Origin of the sequence: Pseudonocardia oceanicola (assembly GCF_047200735.1) — a bacterium.
Lineage (GTDB): Bacteria > Actinomycetota > Actinomycetes > Mycobacteriales > Pseudonocardiaceae > Pseudonocardia.
This window is the reverse complement of record NZ_JBJZON010000024.1, coordinates 64,719-82,225: the sequence shown is the minus strand read 5'-3', so window position 1 is coordinate 82,225 and position 17,507 is coordinate 64,719. Positions and strand designations below refer to the sequence as shown.

The window sequence follows — 17,507 nt, the reverse complement described above, 5'->3', positions numbered from 1 at the left end:
GCTATCAATGGCATATCAAGGAGCCTGACACTCAACGGGGCGGGTCGGTCCCGCCGGTCCGGCCGCAGCACGCTCACGGTGGTGGACTCATGAACCCGACACTCGTCGCCGGCCCGAACGCGGGCCTCGGGACCTGGCCTGCGCGCCGGGCCCGGATCTCCCCGGACCGCACGGCGCTGAGCGACCCGCGCCGCTCGCTGACCTACGCCCAGCTCGCCGACCGGGTGGCGCGCTACGCCGGGGCGCTGCGCCGGCTCGGCGTCGGCCCGGGGGACCGGGTGGCCTACGCCGGGGTGAACGCCCTCGAGGTGTTCGAGACCTTCTTCGCGACGTGGCTGCTCGGCGCGATCGCGGTGCCGCTGAACCACCGCCTCTCCGGGCCGGAGATCCGGTTCGTGCTGGAGGACTGCGGGGCCTCGGTCCTCGTGCACAGCGCCGACACGGACGCGCTGGTCGCGGCCGCGCTCGGCGGGGTGCGCCCGTCGGCGCTGCGGCACGTCGTGGCCGTGCCCCCGGCACGCTGCCCGGCGGGCGGGCGGGACTACGACGGCGAGATCGCGGCCGGCCCGGTACTCGTGGCCGAGCCGGCGGTCTCCCTCGACGACCCCGCGCTGATCCTCTACACGTCCGGGACGACGGGCCGTCCCAAGGGCGCGGTGCTGACCCACGCCACCATGACCTGGAACACCGTCAACTTCCTGGCGCACGTCGACGTGCTGGGCACCGACCGGGCGCTCTGCATCGCCCCGCTGTTCCACTGCGTCGGGCTGGGCCAGGTCACGCTGCCCACGCTGTTCAAGGGCGGCAGCGTGGAGGTGCTGCCCAAGGCCGATCCCGGGCTCGTGCTCGAGCGGATCTCGGCCGGGCGGATCACCGGCTTCTCGGCGGTGCCGACGATGCTGCAGATGATGTGCGAGCACCCGGGCTGGGCGGCCGCCGACCTGAGCTCGCTGACCCTGGTGCAGTACGGCGGCTCGCCGGTCCAGGAGCGCGTCGCGCGGGCCTGGCTGGACCGCGGGGTGCGGCTGATCCAGGGCTACGGCATGACCGAGGCCTCGCCCGGGGTCTCGATGAGCACGTCCGACGGCACCGCCGCCCACCCGACGTCGGTGGGTGTGCCGCACTTCTTCACCGACGTCGCGCAGCTGCGCGACGGGCGCCCGGAGGTCCCCGGCGGCGAGCCGGCGGAGCTCGTGGTGCGCGGGCCGCACGTGTTCGCCGGGTACTGGAACCTCCCCGACGAGACGGCCGCGAGCCTGGTCGACGGGCAGTGGTTCCGCACCGGGGACGTCCTGCGGGTCGACCCGGACGGCTGGGCACACGTCGTCGACCGGGTCAAGGACATGTACATCTCCGGCGGCGAGAACGTGTACCCCGCCGAGGTGGAGGCCGTCGCCGTGCAGCTCGACGCGGTGGCCGAGTGCGCCGTGGTCGGGGTCGCCGACCCGCGGTGGGGGGAGGTCGGCGTGGCCTACGTGCGGGTGCGCGAGGGCGCGGCGCTGACCGAGGCCGAGCTGCGCGCGCACCTGGGGTCCGGGCTGGCCCGGTACAAGCTGCCGAAGTACGTCGAGTTCGTGGCGGAGCTGCCGCGCAACGCCACCGGCAAGATCCGCCGGGTGGACCTGCGCAGGCGTGCGGCGGACGAGCATCCGATCGAACGGGCCGCGGCGGGGTCGCGGCCGGAGGGAGCGTCATGACCAGCGCCGCACCGCAGCCGGGGCAGCCCGCCGCCGAGGGCGTCGAGGCCCTGTTGCCCAGGTCGTTGCAGGTGGAACGACACGGCGAGGTCGCCGTGCTCCGGCTGAACCGGGCCGCCAAGCGCAACGCGCTCGACGACGCGACCGTGCTCGGGATCGAGACCTTCTTCAGCGCGCCCCCGGCCGGGGTGAAGGCGGTGGTGCTCGACGCCGACGGCGACCACTTCTGCGCCGGCCTGGACCTGTCCGAGCTGACCGAGCGGGACGCGTTCGAGGGCCTGGAGCACTCGATGATGTGGCACCGCGCGTTCGAGCGGATGGAGCACGGCCGGCTGCCGGTCGTCGCCGTCCTCAAGGGCGCGGTGATCGGCGGCGGGCTGGAGCTGGCGTCGGCCACGCACCTGCGGGTCGCCGAGTCGAGCGCGTTCTACGCCCTGCCGGAGGGGCAGCACGGGCTGTTCGTCGGCGGCGGCGGGTCCGTGCGGGTGCCGCGGCTCGTCGGGGCGCACCGGATGGCCGACATGATGCTCACCGGCCGGGTCCTCGACGCCGAGGAGGGCCAGGCGCAGGGGCTGTCGCACTACCTCGTCGCCCCCGGCGAGGGGCTCGCCACGGCGGTCGAGCTGGCGCAGAAGATCGCGAAGAACTCCCCGGTCACGAACTTCGCGGTGCTGCAGGCGCTGCCGCGGATCGCCGAGGCGAACCCGGCCGAGGGTTACCTGATGGAGTCGATGATGGCCGCGCTGGCGGGCAGCAGCGAGCAGGCGCAGGAGCGGATGCGCGCGTTCCTGGCCGGCCGGGGCGGGCGGGTCCGCCGATGACCGCGGCGCGGGCGGTGGGGACGGAGAGCGCGGACCTGCTGCGCCCCGTCGCCGACGACGTCCGGGAGACCACCGAGATCGGCCGCTTCCTGGGGTGGCTGGAGCGGGAAGGCGGGCCGGCGTTCGAGGACTACCCGTCGTTGCACCGGTGGTCGGTCGACGACCCGGAGGCCTTCTGGTCCGCCGTCGCCGGGTTCTTCGGCGTCCGGTTCGCGACCCCGCCCGACCGCGTGCTCGGCCGCCGGGAGATGCCGGGCGCGGAGTGGTTCCCGGGCGCCGCGCTGAACTACGCCGAGCACGCCGTCGGCCTGCTCGACACCGGTGCCGACGACGGCGAGGTCGCCGTGCTGGCGTACTCGCAGACCCGCGACCGGCAGGAGCTGACCTGGGGCCGGCTGCGCGAGCAGGTGGCCCGCGCCCGCGCCGGGCTGGAGCGGCTCGGCGTCGGCCGCGGTGACCGGGTGGTCGCCTACCTGCCCAACGTCCCGGAGGCCCTGGTGGCGTTCCTGGCCACCGCGAGCCTCGGCGCGGTGTGGGCGAGCTGTGCTCCCGAGTTCGGTGCCCGCAGCGTCGTGGACCGGTTCGGGCAGATCGAGCCGACCGTGCTGCTCACCGTGTCCGGGTACGGCTACGGCGCCAAGGAGGTCGACCGCCGGGAGCAGGTGGCCGAGATCCGCGCCGGGCTGCCGACCGTCGAGCACGTCGTGCACGTCCCGTACGGCCCGCACGAGCTGCCGGGCACGCTCGGCTGGGCGGACCTGCTCGCGGAGCCCGGCGATCTCGCGTTCGACCCGGTGCCCTTCGCGCACCCGCTCTACGTCCTGTTCTCCTCGGGGACCACCGGCAGGCCGAAGGCGATCGTGCACTCGCACGGCGGGATCCTGCTGGAGCACCTGAAGAACCACGGGCTGAGCTGGGACCTGCGGGCCGGCGACCGGATCCTGTGGTTCTCGACCACCGCGTGGATGATGTGGAACGCGCTGGTCTCGTCGCTGCTCGTGCGTGCCTCGATCGTGATGATCGACGGCAACCCGCTGTACCCGGACATCCGCTGGCAGTGGCGGCTCGCGGCCGAGACCGGGGCCACGCTGATGGGCGCGAGCCCCGGCTACCTGATGGCCTGCCGCGCCGAGGGCGTGCGGCCGGCGCAGGAGTTCGATCTTTCCCGGGTGCGTCAGATCGGGGCGGCGGGCAGCCCGCTGCCGCCCGAGGGCTACCGCTGGGTGGCCGAGGAGTTCGGGCCGGGCGTGCTGCTCAACGTCGGCAGCGGCGGCACGGACGTCTGCTCCGGGATCGTGCAGGGCAGCCCCCTGCAGCCCGTGCGGGTCGGCGAGATCTCCGGGCCCTGCCTCGGCGTCGACGCGCAGGCGTTCGACGAGCGGGGCGAGCCGGTGGTGGGCGAGCTCGGCGAGCTGGTGATCACCACCCCGATGCCGTCGATGCCCGTCGGCTTCTGGGGCGACCCGGGCGGCGAGCGCTACCGCGCCACCTACTTCGGCCAGTACCCCGGGGTCTGGCGGCACGGCGACTGGGTGCGGTTCTCGCCGTCGGGGAGCGCGGTGATCGCGGGCCGCTCCGACGCGACGCTGAACCGCGGTGGCGTGCGGCTCGGCACCGCGGAGTTCTACCGGGCGGTCGAGGAGCTGCCCGAGGTCGCCGACAGCCTCGTCGTGCACCTCGAGGACCCGGCCGGGGGCAACGGGGAGCTGCAGCTCTACGTCCAGCTGCGCGAGGGGGTCACGCTCGACGACGCGCTCCGCCGGCGGATCTCCACCGCGCTGCGCACCGAGCTGTCGCCGCGGCACGTCCCGGACCGGATCGAGGAGGTGCCGGTGGTGCCGAAGAACCGGACGGGCAAGAAGCTGGAGCTGCCGGCGAAGAAGATCCTGCTCGGCGCGGCGCTCGACGACGTCGCCAGCCGGGACGTGCTCGCCGACCCGTCCTCGCTGGACCCGTTCGTCGCGCTCGCCCGGGGCCGGGCGTGAGCGCGGCCGGGGTCGCCCGGGTCGCCGTCGTCGGCACCGGGGTGATCGGGATCAGCTGGGCGGCGCACTTCCTCGCCCGCGGGCTCGACGTCGTCGCGACCGACCCGTCGCCCGGCGCCGAGGAGCGGTTGCGCGCCGAGGTGGCGGCGATCTGGCCGGGCCTGACGCCGGTCGAGGGAGCCTCGCCGGAACGCCTGGCGTTCACCCCGGACCCCGCCCTCGCCGTCGCCGACGCCGACTTCGTCCAGGAGAACGGCCCGGAGCGCGAGGACGTCAAGCACGAGCTGTTCGCGGTGCTCGACGAGGCCGCGCGGCCGGACGTGGTGCTGGCGTCGAGCTCCTCGGGCCTGCTGCCCTCGGTGATCGCCCGCGGCTGCCCGGCGCACCCGGAGCGGGTGGTGATCGGGCACCCGTTCAACCCGCCGCACGTGATCCCGCTGGTCGAGGTCGTGCCGGGGGAGAAGACCGTCGAGGAGGTGGTCGACCGGGCGCTGGCCTTCTACGCCGCCGTCGGGAAGAAGCCGATCCGGCTGCGGCAGGAGCTGCCCGGGCACGTGGCGAACCGACTGCAGGCGGCGCTGTGGCAGGAGGCGTACTCCCTGGTCGAACGGGGGGTGGCGACCGTGGCCGACATCGACACGGCGATCTCGCAGGGGCCAGGGCTGCGCTGGGCGGTACTGGGCCCCTTCGCGAACCAGCACCTGTCCGGCGGGCCCGGCGGGATCGCGCACGTCCTCGAGCACCTCGGCCCGCCGACCGAGAGGTGGTGGCGCGACCTGGGGCAGGTCACGCTCACCCCGGAGCTGGTCGCGGCGCTCGTCGAGGGGGTCGACGCCGAGCTCGACGGGGTGGACCCGACCGAGCTGGCGGCCCGGCGCGACGCCGTCCTCCGCACGCTGCTCGACACCAAGGCGCGGACCGAGCTGCCGTAGGGGGGCCGTCCGGCCCGTGGTCGGGCGGCGGACGGCCCGGCACACTCGCGGTGTGACCACGGTCCGCGGGGCGCAGCCGGTGCTGACCGGGGTCCGGGTCCGCCTCCGTCCGTGGACCGCGGCCGACGCCGACGCCGTGTTCGCCGTCTGCCAGGACGCGGAGATCCAGCGCTGGACGACGGTGCCGTCGCCGTACTCGCGCGACGACGCGGTCCGCTACGTCACCGAGTTCGCCCCGAAGGCCTGGGCGGACGGCGACGCGGTGTTCGCCGTGGTCGACGGCGCCCTCGACCGGCCCGTGGGGAGCATCGGCGCCCACGGGATCCGCGAGGGGGTGGCGCACGTCGGCTACTGGACCGCCGCCGCCGCACGGGGGCGGGGCCTGACCGCCGACGCCCTGCGCACCCTCTCCCGCTGGTGCCTGCGGGAGGCCGGGGTCGCCCGGGTCGAGCTCGTGGTGGACCCCGCCAACACCGGGTCGCGGCGGGTCGCCGAGGCCGCGGGCTTCACCGAGGAGGGCACGCTGCGCCAGCGGCTCGTCGTGCGGGGGCGCCGGATCGACGTCGTCATGTACTCGCTGCTCCCCGGGGACCCCGCCGCGACGGCCCCCTGACCATGACGCCCTGACCACGACGCCCTGACCACGACGCCCTGACCACGACGCCCGGACCACGACGCCCGGCCCACGACGCCCGGACCAGCACGTCCGGCCCACGACGCCCCGGCCGCGACGTCCCGGCCGCGCTCCGCCGGACAACCCCGGGGGTCCGGACCCCGGGTCCTCCGTCCGGGACCCGGGTGACGCCGGGGCCACGACCGTAACGCCGACGCCCCCTGCCCGGAGTGTCCTCCTGCGGGGAGCGGAAGGGCGGGCGGCGTGATCACGAGCGGACGGCCGGGCGAGCCGGCGACGGAGTCACCGGCCCGCCGGGACTCGCGTCGACGGACGGCCCTGGCGCGGCGCACCCGCACCCGCGTGGCCCTGCTCGCCGCGGCCCGCGCCGTGTTCGCCGAGCAGGGCTGGGCCGACACCCGCATGGAGGACGTGGCCCGCGCCGCCGGGGTCAGCCCCGCGACCGCCTACAACCACTTCACCGGCAAGCACGCGTTGATCGGCGCCGCCTACGCGCTGGCCTGGCAGGAGGGGCTCGACGAGACGCCCGCCGACGTCGGGGCCGGCCCGGCACTGCCCGGTGCCCGGACGAGGGCGCTCGCCGTGCACCTGCACCGGATCAGCCGGGTCGCGCGGCGCCACCGCGCGCTCACCGCGGCCTTCGCCTGCGCGGTGCAGGAGTACACCGCCCGGGTCCGGCGCCCACCGTCGCCGGGGGACCCGGACGACCCGAGGCTCTCCACGCCCGTGTCCGAGCGGATCGCGAGCCTGCTCGACGCCGGGCAGCGCAGCGGCGAGCTCGGGCGCCAGCGGGACCCGGCGGACCTGGCCGAACAGCTGACGTTCCTGCTGTTCCTGCGCTGCTTCACCCATCCCGAGGAGGACCCGGACGACACCGCCGCGATGCTCCTCGGCATCGCGCTGGGGGCGCTCCCCGCCGAGCCGGACGCCTGAGTGGACCTGGTGCGGCACACGCCCCCGGTCCGGGTGCGCGCGGATCAGGCCGGCCGGAGGCGGAGCGGCAGCGGCGCCCAGGCGCGCAGGGTGTTGTTGTGGTGGCGGCGGGGCCGGCCGGCGAGCTCGATCGTCTCCACAGCTCCCAGTCCGCGCCGAGCAGCGCGGCCTGGCGGATCATCGGCAGCAGCGGCGTGATCCCGATGCCGCCGCCGACGAACAGGTACCGGTCGGCCGGGCCCAGTCCGGCAGGCGCCGGCCCTCCGGGGCCACGAGCTCCAGCGACACCCACCCCCTCGGCCTCCACACGCTTGGCGGCGACCAGGGCGGTCGCGGTCCCGGCGGGGGCCGGTCGCGGTGCGACGGTCGGAATCGGCGGTGATCACGTGCGGTCCTCCCGGCGGAGGAGAGACGCCGCGGGTTCGGCCGCTCAGGCCACGAGCACCTCGTCGCCGTCGAGGACCCCCACCTGCACGTGGTGCCCGACCACGGTGTGCAGGTCCTCGAGGAACGGCATGGCGGCCTCGCGCAGCGACAGGGTGGGGGAGGCCCGCTGCCGACCGGGATCAGCCCTGGAAGCCCTGCGGGTCCATCCACACGACCTCCCAGTGGTGGCCGTCCGGGTCGAGGAACGAGCGGCCGTACATGAAGCCGTGGTCCTGCGGGTCCTGGGCCTTGGCGCCCCCGTGCGCGAGGGCGGCGTCGGTGATCCGGTCGACCTCGGCCCGGTCGTCCACCCCGAGGGCGAGGATCGCCTCGGTCGCGCCGCCGTCCGCGGTGGGCTTGACGGTGAAGTCGCCGAACCGGGCGCGCGAGAGGAGCATGGCCGAGATCCCGGGCCCGATCTCCAGGGCGAGGGCGTTGTCGTCGGAGAAGTCGGCGTTGAAGGTGTAGCCCAGGGCGGACCAGAACGCGCGGGTGGTCGCCTGGTCCGTGATCGGCAGGTTGACGAAGATCTGTGTGGTGGCCATCGGGGTGCCTCCTCGGTGCGTCGTGATGTCGCAGGGCAGACCGCCGGCGGGGCGGGAACTCATCGGCGCCCGATTCGTCCGGCGCGGTGACGCCGATCACTTTCCGCGGCTCACCGGGGGCGCGGCGTAACCCAGAACCCCCGGTGAGCGGCCGGGACACGACGGTCGCCCGGGTCCGTCCATCGTCCGGTGATCCGGGTGCGGGCTCGCCTGACCGCGGACCTCGACGCCGAGGACGTCGCCGAACGGCCCTATCCGGACGGGTCCGGACCGCAGTACCGTGCTCGCCCGACCACCGGCACGGCCGCCGAGGGAGAGCGATGACCGCCGTCGCACCGCGTCCGATCGAGACCCGGCCCTATCCCGCCCGCCACACGGGCAAGGGCTCGACGTTCGTCAAGATGCTGAAGACGACGGACCCGAAGGACATCGCGATCCTGTACCTGGTCACGTCGTTCGCCTTCTTCATGGCCGGCGGGGCGATGGCGCTGCTGATCCGGGCCGAACTGGCCCGCCCGGGACAGCAGTTCCTGTCCAGCGAGCAGTACAACCAGCTGTTCACCATGCACGGCACGATCATGCTGCTGCTCTACGCCACGCCGATCCTCTTCGGCTTCGCGAACTACATCATCCCGCTGCAGATCGGCGCCCCCGACGTCGCGTTCCCGCGGCTGAACGCCTTCTCCTACTGGCTGTTCCTGTTCGGCGGGCTGACCGTGCTGTCGTCGTTCCTGACCCCGGGCGGCGCGGCGGACTTCGGCTGGTTCGCCTACACCCCGTTGTCCGACGCGATCCACTCGCCGGGGGTCGGGGGCGACCTGTGGATCGCCGGCCTGATCGTCGCCGGGCTCGGGACGATCCTGGGCGGCGTCAACTTCATCACCACGATCATCTGCCTGCGCGCGCCCGGCATGACGATGTTCCGGATGCCGATCTTCACCTGGAACATCTTCGTGACGGCGCTGCTGGTCCTGATCGCCTTCCCGGTCCTCACCTCGGCGCTGTTCGGGCTGCTGATGGACCGGCACCTGGGCTCGCACGTGTTCGACCCGGCCAACGGCGGCGCGATCCTCTGGCAGCACCTGTTCTGGTTCTTCGGCCACCCCGAGGTCTACATCGTGGCGCTGCCGTTCTTCGGCATCGTCACCGAGATCTTCCCGGTGTTCAGCCGCAAGCCGATCTTCGGCTACAAGACGCTGGTCTTCGCCACGATCGCCATCGGCTTCCTCTCGGCGGCGGTGTGGGCCCACCACATGTACGCGACCGGGGCCGTGCTGCTGGCCTTCTTCTCCTTCACGACCTTCCTGATCGCGATCCCCACGGGCATCAAGTTCGTGAACTGGATCGGCACGATGTGGAAGGGCAAGCTGACCTTCGAGACGCCGATGCTGTTCGCGCTCGGCTTCCTCTTCACGTTCCTCTTCGGTGGGCTCACGGGTGTGCTCCTGGCGTCGCCGCCGATCGACTTCATGGTCTCGGACACCTATTTCGTGGTGGCGCACTTCCACTACGTGCTCTTCGGGACGATCGTGTTCGCGACCTACGGCGGGATCTACTTCTGGTTCCCGAAGATGACCGGCCGGATGCTCGACGAGACGATGGGCAAGTTCCATTTCTGGCTGACCTTCATCGGCTTCCACACGACGTTCCTGGTGCAGCACTGGCTCGGCAACGAGGGCATGCCCCGCCGGTACGTGGACTACCTGCCGACGGACGGCTTCACCGTGCTGAACATGATCTCGTCGGTCGGCGCGTTCGTGCTGGGGTTCTCGGTGCTGCCCTTCGTGTGGAACGTCTTCCACAGCTACCGCTACGGCAGGGTGGTCACCGTCGACGACCCGTGGGGCTTCGGCAACTCACTGGAGTGGGCCACCTCCTGCCCGCCGCCGCGGCACAACTTCACCGAACTGCCCCGGATCCGGTCGGAGCGCCCGGCGTTCGAGCTGCACTACCCGCACCTCGTGGCGCGGGCGCGCGCCGAGGCGCACATCGGGGGGCACGCGGCCCCGTCGGAGCGCGCGGCGCAGGGCGTGGGCCGCGAGGAACAGCCCGACGCGGATCCGCGCTCCCGCTGACGACACGGCCCGGGCCGTCCGGTCCGGGGCCGAGGGACTCGAGTGTCGAGGAGGCGACGATGAGCCTCGACGACCGGGGCGTCCGCCCGCTGACCGGCCGTGAGCGGAGGATCCTCGACCATCTCGAGCGGAGCCTGACGAGCGGGCCGGTACCGGACGAACCCGCGCACCACGGCGACGCGGTGCACCGGGCGGACCGGCTGGCCGCCGTCGCCGGTCTGCTGATCCTGTGCGGGATGACCGCCGAGGCGGCGGTCGTCGGCGGTCCGGTCCTGGCCCTGGGCGTCGGTGCGGCGTTCGTGGTCATGGTGGTGGCGTTCGTCCTGGCGGTCCACCGTCGCAGCCGGCACTGACCCGTGCCAGGCGTCGAGGACGAGCCCGGGCGCAACCCCCCTTGCCTTGAATCACCTGGAGATGTGGGGTAGACCACACTCCGGGGGACTCGGAGGGGGTCGCCGGGATGGTGCCGGCGGGTGCCGGCGCCATCCCGCGCGCCTCCTGGGCGGACCGCCACGGACCCCCGCGACCCCGGGGCACGCTCCCGCGCCCCTCGACAGCGGCAGGTGTTGCGATGACCCACCCGTGGTTCACGGATCTGCGTGAGACGGACCCGGGACGCGCCGGGTCGGATCTTGCCCCCGCCGGCGTCGCGTCCCTCGTGCGGAGCGATCACGCGTCGCCGTTCACCCTGTGCGTCCGGCGGACCGTGCGCGGCCCGCTCGACGCCGAGGTGGTCCGGTGCACGGAGGACGTGGTGCTGGAGTTGGACCACGACCCGGGACACGTCGTCGCGGTGCCGCTGCGGGGACTGCTGCACCTGCGCCACCGCGGCGCGGAGGTCGACGTGGCGGCGGGCGGGGCGGCCGTCCTCGTCCCGGCGGACGACGCCACGGTCCTGATCCCGGCCGGCGCGGAGGTGGCGCTGCTCCGCGTCGTGGGCGACCTGCTGTGCGAGGACCTGGAGGCGCTGCTCGGCCGCACGGTCGTGCGTCCGCTGCGCACCACGGCCGAGATACCGGCCGCAGCGGCCGGGACGCTCGGTGCGCTGCAGCCCTTCCTCGAGGACCGGCCCGGCCGCGACTCGGTGCTCGACAACCTGCTCCGCGCAGAGCCGCTCGAGGAGGCGATACTCGACGGCGTCCTCTACGCCGCCGACCACCCGACCCGCGAGGCGCTCGATGCCGCGGCGCCCTCCTGGGGACCGCGGACCGTGCACACGCTCCTCGACCTGATCGAGACCCACCCGGACCGCGCGCACACCGACCGCTCGCTGGCCGACGCCGCGGGGCTCAGCGTGCGGGCGCTGCAGGCCTGCTGGCAGCGCCACCGCGGCCGTACCCCGCGGGCCGACGTGGGCCGCGTCCGGCTGGAGCGCGCGCACCGGGACCTCTCGTCGCTGCGCCGCGGGGAGGCCACGGTGACGTCGGTCGCGTGCACCTGGGGGTTCCGGCCGGACGGGTTCGCCGCCCGGTACGAGGCCCGGTACGGCGTCGACCCCGAGGTGACGCTGGCGTCGCCGGCGTTCGCCTGACGGGATGCCGCGCCCTCGGTGAGGGTCGGGGTCCGGTGAGGGTCAGGATCGCGGCGATGTTGGTGAGCAGCACCTCGCGGCGGCCCAGGGTGCGCAGGTCGACCAGGGGATGCGCCCGGCGCAGCTCGTCGCGCCCCCACACGCCGAGGACGACGACCGCAGCGGCGAACACCCCGAGCGTCGCGCCGCCCGTCCAGCCCCGGTCGGCGCCCTTGGAGATGCCGAGCAGCAGGCAGACCAGCGCCACCGACAGGCCGAGCGCGCCGAGCCCGTCGAACCGGCCGCCGCCGCGCACGGGTCGGCCGTGCTGATCGGCCTGCGAGGGGGGCCCGCGGGAGATCAGACCGCGATGCCGTCCGGCTGCTCCTCCGGCTCCGCGGCGAGCAGCTCACGGACCCGCGGCGCGACGACCGTGCCGTACAGCTCGATCGACCTGAGGAGCTCGGCGTGCGGCACGGGGCCGGTCGTGTACTTCAGGTCGAAGCGCTGCAGGCCCAGGGCCCGCACCGTGCGGGCGATCTTGCGCGCCACCGTCTCGGGCGACCCGACGTGCTGGGCGCCCTCGCGGACGTCGGCCTCGAACCGCGCCCGGGTCAGCGGCGGCCAGCCGCGTTCGCGGCCGATCCGGTCGAGCGCGATCTTGGCGGGCGGGAACAGGGTCTCGACGGCCTCCTCGTCGGTCTCCGCGACGAAGCCGGGCGCGTGCACCGCGATCGGCAGCTGCTCGCGTCCGAGCTGCTCCAGGCTGCGGCGGTACAGCTCGGCGTACGGCGCGAACCGCACGGGGTCCCCGCCGATCACGGCCAGGACCAGCGGGAAGCCGTGGCCCGCGGCCCGGACGACGGACTGCGGGCTGCCGCCGACGCCGACCCACGTGGTGATCCGGCCGGACTCGGTCTTCGGGTAGACCTGCTGGCCGCGCAGGGCGGCGCGGACCGTGCCCTCCCAGGTGACCGGCCCCTCCTCGAGCAGGTGGGCCATCAGGTCGAGCTTCTCGGAGAAGAGAGTCTCGTAGTCGGCGAGGTCGTAGCCGAACAGCGGGAACGACTCGGTGAACGACCCCCGGCCGACGGTGATCTCCGCGCGCCCGTTCGACACGGCGTCGAGCGTGGCGAACCGCTCGAAGACGCGCACGGGGTCGTCCGAGCTCAGCACGGTCACGGCGGTCGCCAGCCTGATCCGCTCGGTGCGCCCGGCGATCGCGGCGAGCACGACCTCGGGCGCGGAGACCGCGTAGTCGTCCCGGTGGTGCTCGCCCACGCCGAACACGTCGATCCCGACCCGGTCGGCGAGCACGGCCTGCTCCACGACGTCCCGGATGACCTGGGCGTACGGCGTCCGGTCGCCCCGCCCGTCGACGGTCACGTCGCCGAAGGTGTCCAGGCCCAGTTCCAGCGTGTCCATGCGGTCCCTCCCGATCTCGTCCGCCACCCTACCGCGAACGATTGAGCGCTCAACGTTATGCCCGAGGCTCTCGGGTTGCCGCACGGGCGCACGGGGTACCCGGGCGCCACCACCCACGAGGAGGACGCCATGACCATCACGGGCATCATCTCGGCGATCGTGATCGGGCTCGTCATCGGAGCGCTCGGACGGCTGGTGGTGCCGGGCAAGCAGCGGATCCCGATCTGGCTCACCATCCTCATCGGCATCGTGGCGGCCTTCGTCGGCTCCTTCATCGCGGGCGCCTTCGGGTACTCCAACGCGGGCGGCGGATTCCCGTGGGTCCTGTTCCTGATCCAGATCGCCGTGGCCGCCGTCGGTGTGGCGATCGCGGCCGGGGCGTACGACGGCCGGCGACGCCGCGGGCTCCTGCGCCGCTGACCGCACGACCTCCCTGGCCGGACCTCCCTGGCCGGACCTCCCTGCCCGGACCTCCGTGCCGGGGAGCGGGGTCAGGGCACCCAGGTGGTGAGGTCGCGCCAGGTCAGGCGCGGACGTCCGCGCACCGGCGCCGGCCCGACGGGCGCCGGGTGGCCGAGGCACACGATCATCTCGGGCACCCAGCCCTCGGGCAGCCGCAACACCACGGCCACCGCCGCACGGCTGAACGAGGTGACGGGGCCGGCACCGAGGCCGATCGCGTGCGCCGCGAGCAGCAGCGTGGCCGCGGCGGTACCGACGTCGACGTGCAGGCCCGCGGCGTCCGGCGGGAAGCCGAACGCGGCCGCCTGCCGGCGGTCGGTGCAGACCGTGATCGCCGCCGCGGGGTGCTGCAGCATCCCGGGCGACACCATCCGCAGCACGCGCAGGGTGACCGGGTCGTCCGTCGCGACGAAGCGCTGCAGATGCCGGTTGCCGGCCGTCGGGGCCCAGCGACCGGCGTCCAGCACGGCCTCCAGGTCACCCCGCGCGACCGGTTCGTCCGTCATCGCCCGCACCACCCGGCGGCTGCGGATGGCGGCGAGCACGGCCCGCCCGTCGGGCGTGCCGGTCATGGTGCCTCCCGGCCGAAGTGCGCGGTGAGGTGCCCGGCGAGCGCCCGGCACAGCTCGTCGAGCCCGGCGACGTACTCCGCCCGGTCGTCGCGGGGCACGGCCAGCTCCGGGACCGCCGCGAGCGGGCCGCCGACGAAAGCCGCCGTCGCCGCCGAGGCCCGCGGCGCGATCGCCGCACCCAGCCGCTTCGCGGCGGTCAGCAGCCGCAGCGGTCCGTACTCCGCGGCCTCGTCCACCTGCGTGCGCGCAGCGGTGACGAGATACGCGAGCAGCTCGAGCGCGACGTCCTCGTCGAGTACCGGCCCGCTGCCCGTCGGGCTGCGCCCGTCGTCGTCCATTCCGACCTCCTCGGCTCGGGGGTTCGCTCCCGGCGGGCTGCAGGTGCTGCGGGGTCGGGCCCCGCGGGCGGGCACGAGGGGGCCGGTCAGTCCCGGTCGGACGAGTCGTCGTGCCAGCGATGATGGCGCCCGCCGCACTCGTCGGACCCGCCCGAGCCACCCGACCCGCCGGATCCGGGGGACACGGACGAGGCCGAGGCGACGCCACCGAGCGCCATCCCGGTGAGCCCACCGGCGGCGCCGAGCCCGAGCACCGCGGCGGTCAGCACGATCACGGGCCGGCGCAGCAGGCGGCGCGGCCGGTCGCCGGTCACGACGCCACCGCCGCGGCACCGAGGACCGCGCAGAACAGGAACCACAGGAGCGCACCGGCCGCCACCCCGACCGCGACGTGGCAGTGCTCCACGGTGGGCCGGGACGTGCCCGGACCCCACACCGCCGTGCGGGTCCGCCAGACCACGGACTCCCAGATGGCGGACCACGGCGCGGCGTCGTCCGTCGCCTCGACGGCGGGCAGGTCGGCCAGGAGGGGATCGAGCTCGTCGCGGTGGCGGGCGGCGTAGACGGCGGTGAGCCGCTCGTCGGCCTCGGCGAGGTCCAGCCGGCCCTCGCCGACGGCGCGGTGCAGCCGGACGACGACGCGCTCGCGCTCGAGGTCGGACGCCCGGATGCGGACGGTCGGATCCGGACGGGCGTGTCGACCGGTCGGGACCTCGACGGTCGGGGTGTCGTCGGCGAGGACGGCGGCGGAGGGGTCCGGCTCGGGCGACGCCGGACGAGCGGGGGAGTTCATGCGGCTCCCGGGTTTCGTCGTCGAAGGGCCGCCCATTCTCCGCCACATCGCGCCGCATGGCGAGGCCCGGAACCGAACCGTCGGCAGGACCCGTCCTAGGGTCGACCGCGACCCGCCGGACGACGCCCGGTACTCCTCCCACGACACTGGACGACGATGCAACGGACCCTGTCCTCCTCCCGCCGGAACCGGCCCGCGGGTGTGCCCCGGCGCCGGCGCCCCACACCGGGCCGCGGCCGGTTCCTCGCCGTGCTCGGCGCCGTGGTCGCCGGCGCCGTCCTCGTCACGGCCGCCGTCGTCCTGCTCCTCGGCGGCGCGGGCACCCCCGACGGCGCGACCGGCTCGTCGGGCGGGCCGGCCACGGGGGAGCGGGACGTCGACCAGGTGATCGCCCAGCTCGTCAGCGTCTTCGAGAACGGCACCCCCGAAATCCAGTACGCCTACGTGGAGGACCTCGACGACGGCCGCGGCTACACCGCGGGCCGAGCGGGCTTCTGCACCGCGTGCGGTGACCTGCTCACCGTGGTGAACCGCTACACCGCGCAGGTCCCGGACAACGCCCTCGCCGGCTACCTCCCGGTGCTGAGCGGGCTCGCCGCGGGCTTCAGCGACTCCACCGCCGAGCTCGACGGGTTCGAGGAGGCCTGGCGCGCCGCGGCCGACGATCCGGTGTTCCGGGAGGTGCAGGACGAGGTCACGGACGAGCTGTACGTCGCCCCGGCGCGCGCGCTGGCCGAGGAGAACGGCGTGACCACCCCGCTCGGCCTCGCCGCCCTCGTCGACACCGCCGTGCAGCACGGCACGCAGGACGGTCCCGACGGCCTCCCCGACCTCGTGCGGCGCACGAACGCGGACATGGGCGGCACCCCCGCCGGGGACGTCGACGAGACCGCGTGGCTGCAGGACTTCCTGCACCTCCGCCGCCTCGTCCTGGAGAACCCGGCCTCGGCGGCGACCGGCGAGGTGTGGGGCGAGTCGGTCGGCCGCGTCGATGTGCTCGACGCACTGCTCGACGAGGGCAACCTCGACCTCGAGACCCCGTTCACGGTCGATCCGTGGGGCGAGCCCCAGACGATCAGCTGAGCCGATCAGCTGAGCCGATCAGCTGAGCCGATCAGCTGAGCCGATCAGCTGAGCCGATCAGCTGAGCCGATCGGCCGAGCCGATCAGCTGAGCCGATCGGCTGACAGGATCGGCGGGGACGAGGGGCCGCGGGCGGTCGCGGCCGGACCCGCTCAGGGGCGGGTCACCAGCGACATCCCGTCCGCGCTCCTACCCGGCCCCGAGCACGGTGAGGCAGTCCACCAGGTCGTTCGTGACCCGGACGACGGGATCGAGGGGAAGGGCGGCCCACGCCGGACCGGCCGCGACCACCGCGGCAGGGTCCGGTAGCGAGCGCAGCGCCTCCTCCGGGTCGTCGAGCCGCATCTGCGCGTAGAGCACGATCCGGGAGGTGGCGGGCAGGCCGGCGGCGGCGAGCAGCGTCGCGGCCGGGGTGCGCGCGCCCAGCAGCGTGGCGCGCATCGCGCGCTCGGCGAGCGCGGCCGCGAGCACCGTCAGCGGCAGGTCGTGCTGCTCGGCGGGCGCGCACGCCAGCACCACCGCGCCGCGCTCCGGCGGCTCCCGGCCGGCCCGGGCACCCAGGACCCCGACCACGACGTGCGAGAGCAGGTGCTCGGCCCCCACCATCCGGGCCGCGGGCAGCGGCGCGCGCTCCAGCCTCGCGAAGGCCGGCCGGACCAGGGCCTCCCACATCCGGACCGCCCCCTCGCCGGCGAGGGCGGCGCCGACGAGCCGACGGGCGGCGTGCCCGTCGAGCTCCACGCACGCGCCGGCCAGCTTCCGCGAGGCGGACTCGTCCGGGGAGGGTGCGACCTGGGGCTGCCGGGGACCCAGCACCGCTCGGACGGCCGTCGCGGTGGACTCACCCGCGGTGACCTGGTCCTGCACCATCCGCAGCCGCACCAGGTCGTCGAAGGTGTACCGGCGGTGGCCGCCCGGAGTCACCGCGCTGGCGCCGACCCCGTAGCGACGCTGCCACGCACGCAGGGTCTCCACCGACACGCCGACGTAGTCCGCCGCGGTCCCGATCGGCACGCCGACGGACCCGGGCCCTGTCCGTTCCTCGTCCTTGCGCACCCGTCACCCCCTCGCGGTACCCGGTGTACCCAGGGCCTTCCGGCCCGAACCTGGACGATCCGACAGCCGAATCTCGGTGTTCGTGGACAGCTCCGCCCCTCGATGGGTACCACTGTGTACAGCCGGTCCGGCACCCCGGAGCCGGCGGAGACCACGGCATCGTCGCTGGGGAGCCGGCGATGCCCACCCCGCGTGCTGGGCCCGGCGGAGGGGCACCCGG

At 74.6% G+C, this 17,507-nt stretch carries 18 protein-coding genes and 1 pseudogene; 11 read left to right on the top strand and 8 right to left on the bottom strand.

Annotated elements, in window-relative coordinates; all coding sequences use genetic code 11:
* Positions 1-89: 89 nt before the first annotated feature.
* The 6 genes from ACL02T_RS27240 to ACL02T_RS27215 all read left to right on the top strand — a co-directional run bounded on the left by ACL02T_RS27240 (position 90) and on the right by ACL02T_RS27215 (position 7,002).
* Complete coding sequence (locus tag ACL02T_RS27240; protein WP_412833632.1) at positions 90-1,697, top strand: acyl-CoA synthetase; 1,608 nt, start codon at positions 90-92, stop codon at positions 1,695-1,697.
* The gene (locus tag ACL02T_RS27235; protein WP_412833631.1) at positions 1,694-2,518 is read left to right on the top strand and encodes a crotonase/enoyl-CoA hydratase family protein; all 825 of its coding nucleotides are present in this window, start codon (positions 1,694-1,696) and stop codon (positions 2,516-2,518) included. The genes ACL02T_RS27240 and ACL02T_RS27235 overlap by 4 nt, the downstream gene beginning before the upstream one ends.
* Positions 2,515-4,503, top strand: coding sequence for an acetoacetate--CoA ligase (locus tag ACL02T_RS27230; protein WP_412833630.1), 1,989 nt, complete (start codon positions 2,515-2,517; stop codon positions 4,501-4,503). The genes ACL02T_RS27235 and ACL02T_RS27230 overlap by 4 nt, the downstream gene beginning before the upstream one ends.
* Positions 4,500-5,435 (top strand): 3-hydroxyacyl-CoA dehydrogenase NAD-binding domain-containing protein, encoded by a 936-nt coding sequence (locus ACL02T_RS27225; protein ID WP_412833629.1) that lies wholly within the window; start codon positions 4,500-4,502, stop codon positions 5,433-5,435. The genes ACL02T_RS27230 and ACL02T_RS27225 overlap by 4 nt, the downstream gene beginning before the upstream one ends.
* 52 nt (positions 5,436-5,487) lie before the next feature.
* Complete coding sequence (locus ACL02T_RS27220) at positions 5,488-6,048, top strand: GNAT family N-acetyltransferase (protein ID WP_412833628.1); 561 nt, start codon at positions 5,488-5,490, stop codon at positions 6,046-6,048.
* 264 nt (positions 6,049-6,312) lie between these two features.
* A complete protein-coding gene (locus tag ACL02T_RS27215; RefSeq protein WP_412833627.1) occupies positions 6,313-7,002 on the top strand; it encodes a TetR/AcrR family transcriptional regulator in 690 nt (229 codons plus the stop codon).
* A 566-nt stretch (positions 7,003-7,568) separates the two neighbouring features.
* Here the strand turns inward: ACL02T_RS27215 and ACL02T_RS27205 are convergent.
* Positions 7,569-7,973, bottom strand: a complete 405-nt coding sequence (locus ACL02T_RS27205) for a VOC family protein (protein ID WP_412833626.1) — start codon at positions 7,971-7,973, stop codon at positions 7,569-7,571.
* A 320-nt stretch (positions 7,974-8,293) separates the two neighbouring features.
* Between ACL02T_RS27205 and ctaD the strand changes: the two genes are divergently transcribed.
* The 3 genes from ctaD (at position 8,294) to ACL02T_RS27190 (ending at position 11,579) form a co-directional block, all read left to right on the top strand.
* A complete protein-coding gene (gene ctaD / locus ACL02T_RS27200; protein ID WP_412833625.1) occupies positions 8,294-10,048 on the top strand; it encodes an aa3-type cytochrome oxidase subunit I in 1,755 nt (584 codons plus the stop codon).
* A gap of 59 nt (positions 10,049-10,107) precedes the next feature.
* Positions 10,108-10,401 (top strand): hypothetical protein, encoded by a 294-nt coding sequence (locus tag ACL02T_RS27195; RefSeq protein ID WP_412833624.1) that lies wholly within the window; start codon positions 10,108-10,110, stop codon positions 10,399-10,401.
* A gap of 218 nt (positions 10,402-10,619) precedes the next feature.
* Positions 10,620-11,579, top strand: coding sequence for a helix-turn-helix domain-containing protein (locus tag ACL02T_RS27190; RefSeq protein WP_412833623.1), 960 nt, complete (start codon positions 10,620-10,622; stop codon positions 11,577-11,579).
* Positions 11,580-11,628: 49 nt separating this feature from the next.
* Here the strand turns inward: ACL02T_RS27190 and ACL02T_RS27185 are convergent.
* Together ACL02T_RS27185 and ACL02T_RS27180 are read right to left on the bottom strand one after the other, a co-directional pair.
* Positions 11,629-11,874 (bottom strand): annotated as a pseudogene (locus tag ACL02T_RS27185) (MFS transporter); the annotation flags it as partial.
* Positions 11,875-11,918: 44 nt separating this feature from the next.
* Complete coding sequence (locus ACL02T_RS27180; RefSeq protein ID WP_412833622.1) at positions 11,919-12,983, bottom strand: LLM class flavin-dependent oxidoreductase; 1,065 nt, start codon at positions 12,981-12,983, stop codon at positions 11,919-11,921.
* A 129-nt stretch (positions 12,984-13,112) separates the two neighbouring features.
* Here ACL02T_RS27180 and ACL02T_RS27175 point away from each other — a divergent pair, with 129 nt between their 5' ends.
* The gene (locus ACL02T_RS27175) at positions 13,113-13,403 is read left to right on the top strand and encodes a GlsB/YeaQ/YmgE family stress response membrane protein (protein ID WP_412833621.1); all 291 of its coding nucleotides are present in this window, start codon (positions 13,113-13,115) and stop codon (positions 13,401-13,403) included.
* Between the two features lie 71 nt (positions 13,404-13,474).
* On the opposite strand, the gene ACL02T_RS27170 is transcribed toward ACL02T_RS27175, so the two are convergent.
* The 4 genes from ACL02T_RS27170 to ACL02T_RS27155 all read right to left on the bottom strand — a co-directional run bounded on the left by ACL02T_RS27170 (position 13,475) and on the right by ACL02T_RS27155 (position 15,148).
* The gene (locus ACL02T_RS27170) at positions 13,475-14,017 is read right to left on the bottom strand and encodes a nitroreductase family protein (protein WP_412833620.1); all 543 of its coding nucleotides are present in this window, start codon (positions 14,015-14,017) and stop codon (positions 13,475-13,477) included.
* On the bottom strand, positions 14,014-14,355 hold the full coding sequence (locus ACL02T_RS27165) for a DUF6092 family protein (RefSeq protein WP_412833619.1): 342 nt from the start codon (positions 14,353-14,355) through the stop codon (positions 14,014-14,016). Before ACL02T_RS27165 ends, ACL02T_RS27170 begins: the two co-directional genes overlap by 4 nt.
* Positions 14,356-14,441: 86 nt before the next feature.
* A complete protein-coding gene (locus ACL02T_RS27160; RefSeq protein WP_412833618.1) occupies positions 14,442-14,669 on the bottom strand; it encodes a hypothetical protein in 228 nt (75 codons plus the stop codon).
* Complete coding sequence (locus ACL02T_RS27155; RefSeq protein ID WP_412833617.1) at positions 14,666-15,148, bottom strand: DUF1707 SHOCT-like domain-containing protein; 483 nt, start codon at positions 15,146-15,148, stop codon at positions 14,666-14,668. Before ACL02T_RS27155 ends, ACL02T_RS27160 begins: the two co-directional genes overlap by 4 nt.
* A gap of 156 nt (positions 15,149-15,304) precedes the next feature.
* Here ACL02T_RS27155 and ACL02T_RS27150 point away from each other — a divergent pair, with 156 nt between their 5' ends.
* The gene (locus ACL02T_RS27150; RefSeq protein ID WP_412833616.1) at positions 15,305-16,231 is read left to right on the top strand and encodes a chitosanase; all 927 of its coding nucleotides are present in this window, start codon (positions 15,305-15,307) and stop codon (positions 16,229-16,231) included.
* A 189-nt stretch (positions 16,232-16,420) separates the two neighbouring features.
* On the opposite strand, the gene ACL02T_RS27145 is transcribed toward ACL02T_RS27150, so the two are convergent.
* Positions 16,421-17,245 carry a MerR family transcriptional regulator gene (locus tag ACL02T_RS27145; protein WP_412833615.1) on the bottom strand — a complete coding sequence of 275 codons (825 nt, stop codon included), beginning with the start codon at positions 17,243-17,245 and terminating at the stop codon, positions 16,421-16,423.
* Between the last annotated feature and the right edge of the window lie 262 nt (positions 17,246-17,507).

What these genes read in the sequence shown, in the direction of transcription:
- ACL02T_RS27240 (WP_412833632.1), top strand. Translation starts at nt 90, where the DNA reads ATGAACCCGACACTCGTCGCCGGCCCGAACGCGGGCCTCGGGACCTGG.
- ACL02T_RS27235 (WP_412833631.1), top strand. Translation starts at nt 1,694, where the DNA reads ATGACCAGCGCCGCACCGCAGCCGGGGCAGCCCGCCGCCGAGGGCGTC.
- ACL02T_RS27230 (WP_412833630.1), top strand. Translation starts at nt 2,515, where the DNA reads ATGACCGCGGCGCGGGCGGTGGGGACGGAGAGCGCGGACCTGCTGCGC.
- ACL02T_RS27205 (WP_412833626.1), bottom strand. Translation starts at nt 7,973, where the DNA reads ATGGCCACCACACAGATCTTCGTCAACCTGCCGATCACGGACCAGGCG.
- ctaD (WP_412833625.1), top strand. Translation starts at nt 8,294, where the DNA reads ATGACCGCCGTCGCACCGCGTCCGATCGAGACCCGGCCCTATCCCGCC.
- ACL02T_RS27195 (WP_412833624.1), top strand. Translation starts at nt 10,108, where the DNA reads ATGAGCCTCGACGACCGGGGCGTCCGCCCGCTGACCGGCCGTGAGCGG.
- ACL02T_RS27190 (WP_412833623.1), top strand. Translation starts at nt 10,620, where the DNA reads ATGACCCACCCGTGGTTCACGGATCTGCGTGAGACGGACCCGGGACGC.
- ACL02T_RS27180 (WP_412833622.1), bottom strand. Translation starts at nt 12,983, where the DNA reads ATGGACACGCTGGAACTGGGCCTGGACACCTTCGGCGACGTGACCGTC.
- ACL02T_RS27175 (WP_412833621.1), top strand. Translation starts at nt 13,113, where the DNA reads ATGACCATCACGGGCATCATCTCGGCGATCGTGATCGGGCTCGTCATC.
- ACL02T_RS27170 (WP_412833620.1), bottom strand. Translation starts at nt 14,017, where the DNA reads ATGACCGGCACGCCCGACGGGCGGGCCGTGCTCGCCGCCATCCGCAGC.
- ACL02T_RS27165 (WP_412833619.1), bottom strand. Translation starts at nt 14,355, where the DNA reads ATGGACGACGACGGGCGCAGCCCGACGGGCAGCGGGCCGGTACTCGAC.
- ACL02T_RS27155 (WP_412833617.1), bottom strand. Translation starts at nt 15,148, where the DNA reads ATGAACTCCCCCGCTCGTCCGGCGTCGCCCGAGCCGGACCCCTCCGCC.
- ACL02T_RS27150 (WP_412833616.1), top strand. Translation starts at nt 15,305, where the DNA reads ATGCAACGGACCCTGTCCTCCTCCCGCCGGAACCGGCCCGCGGGTGTG.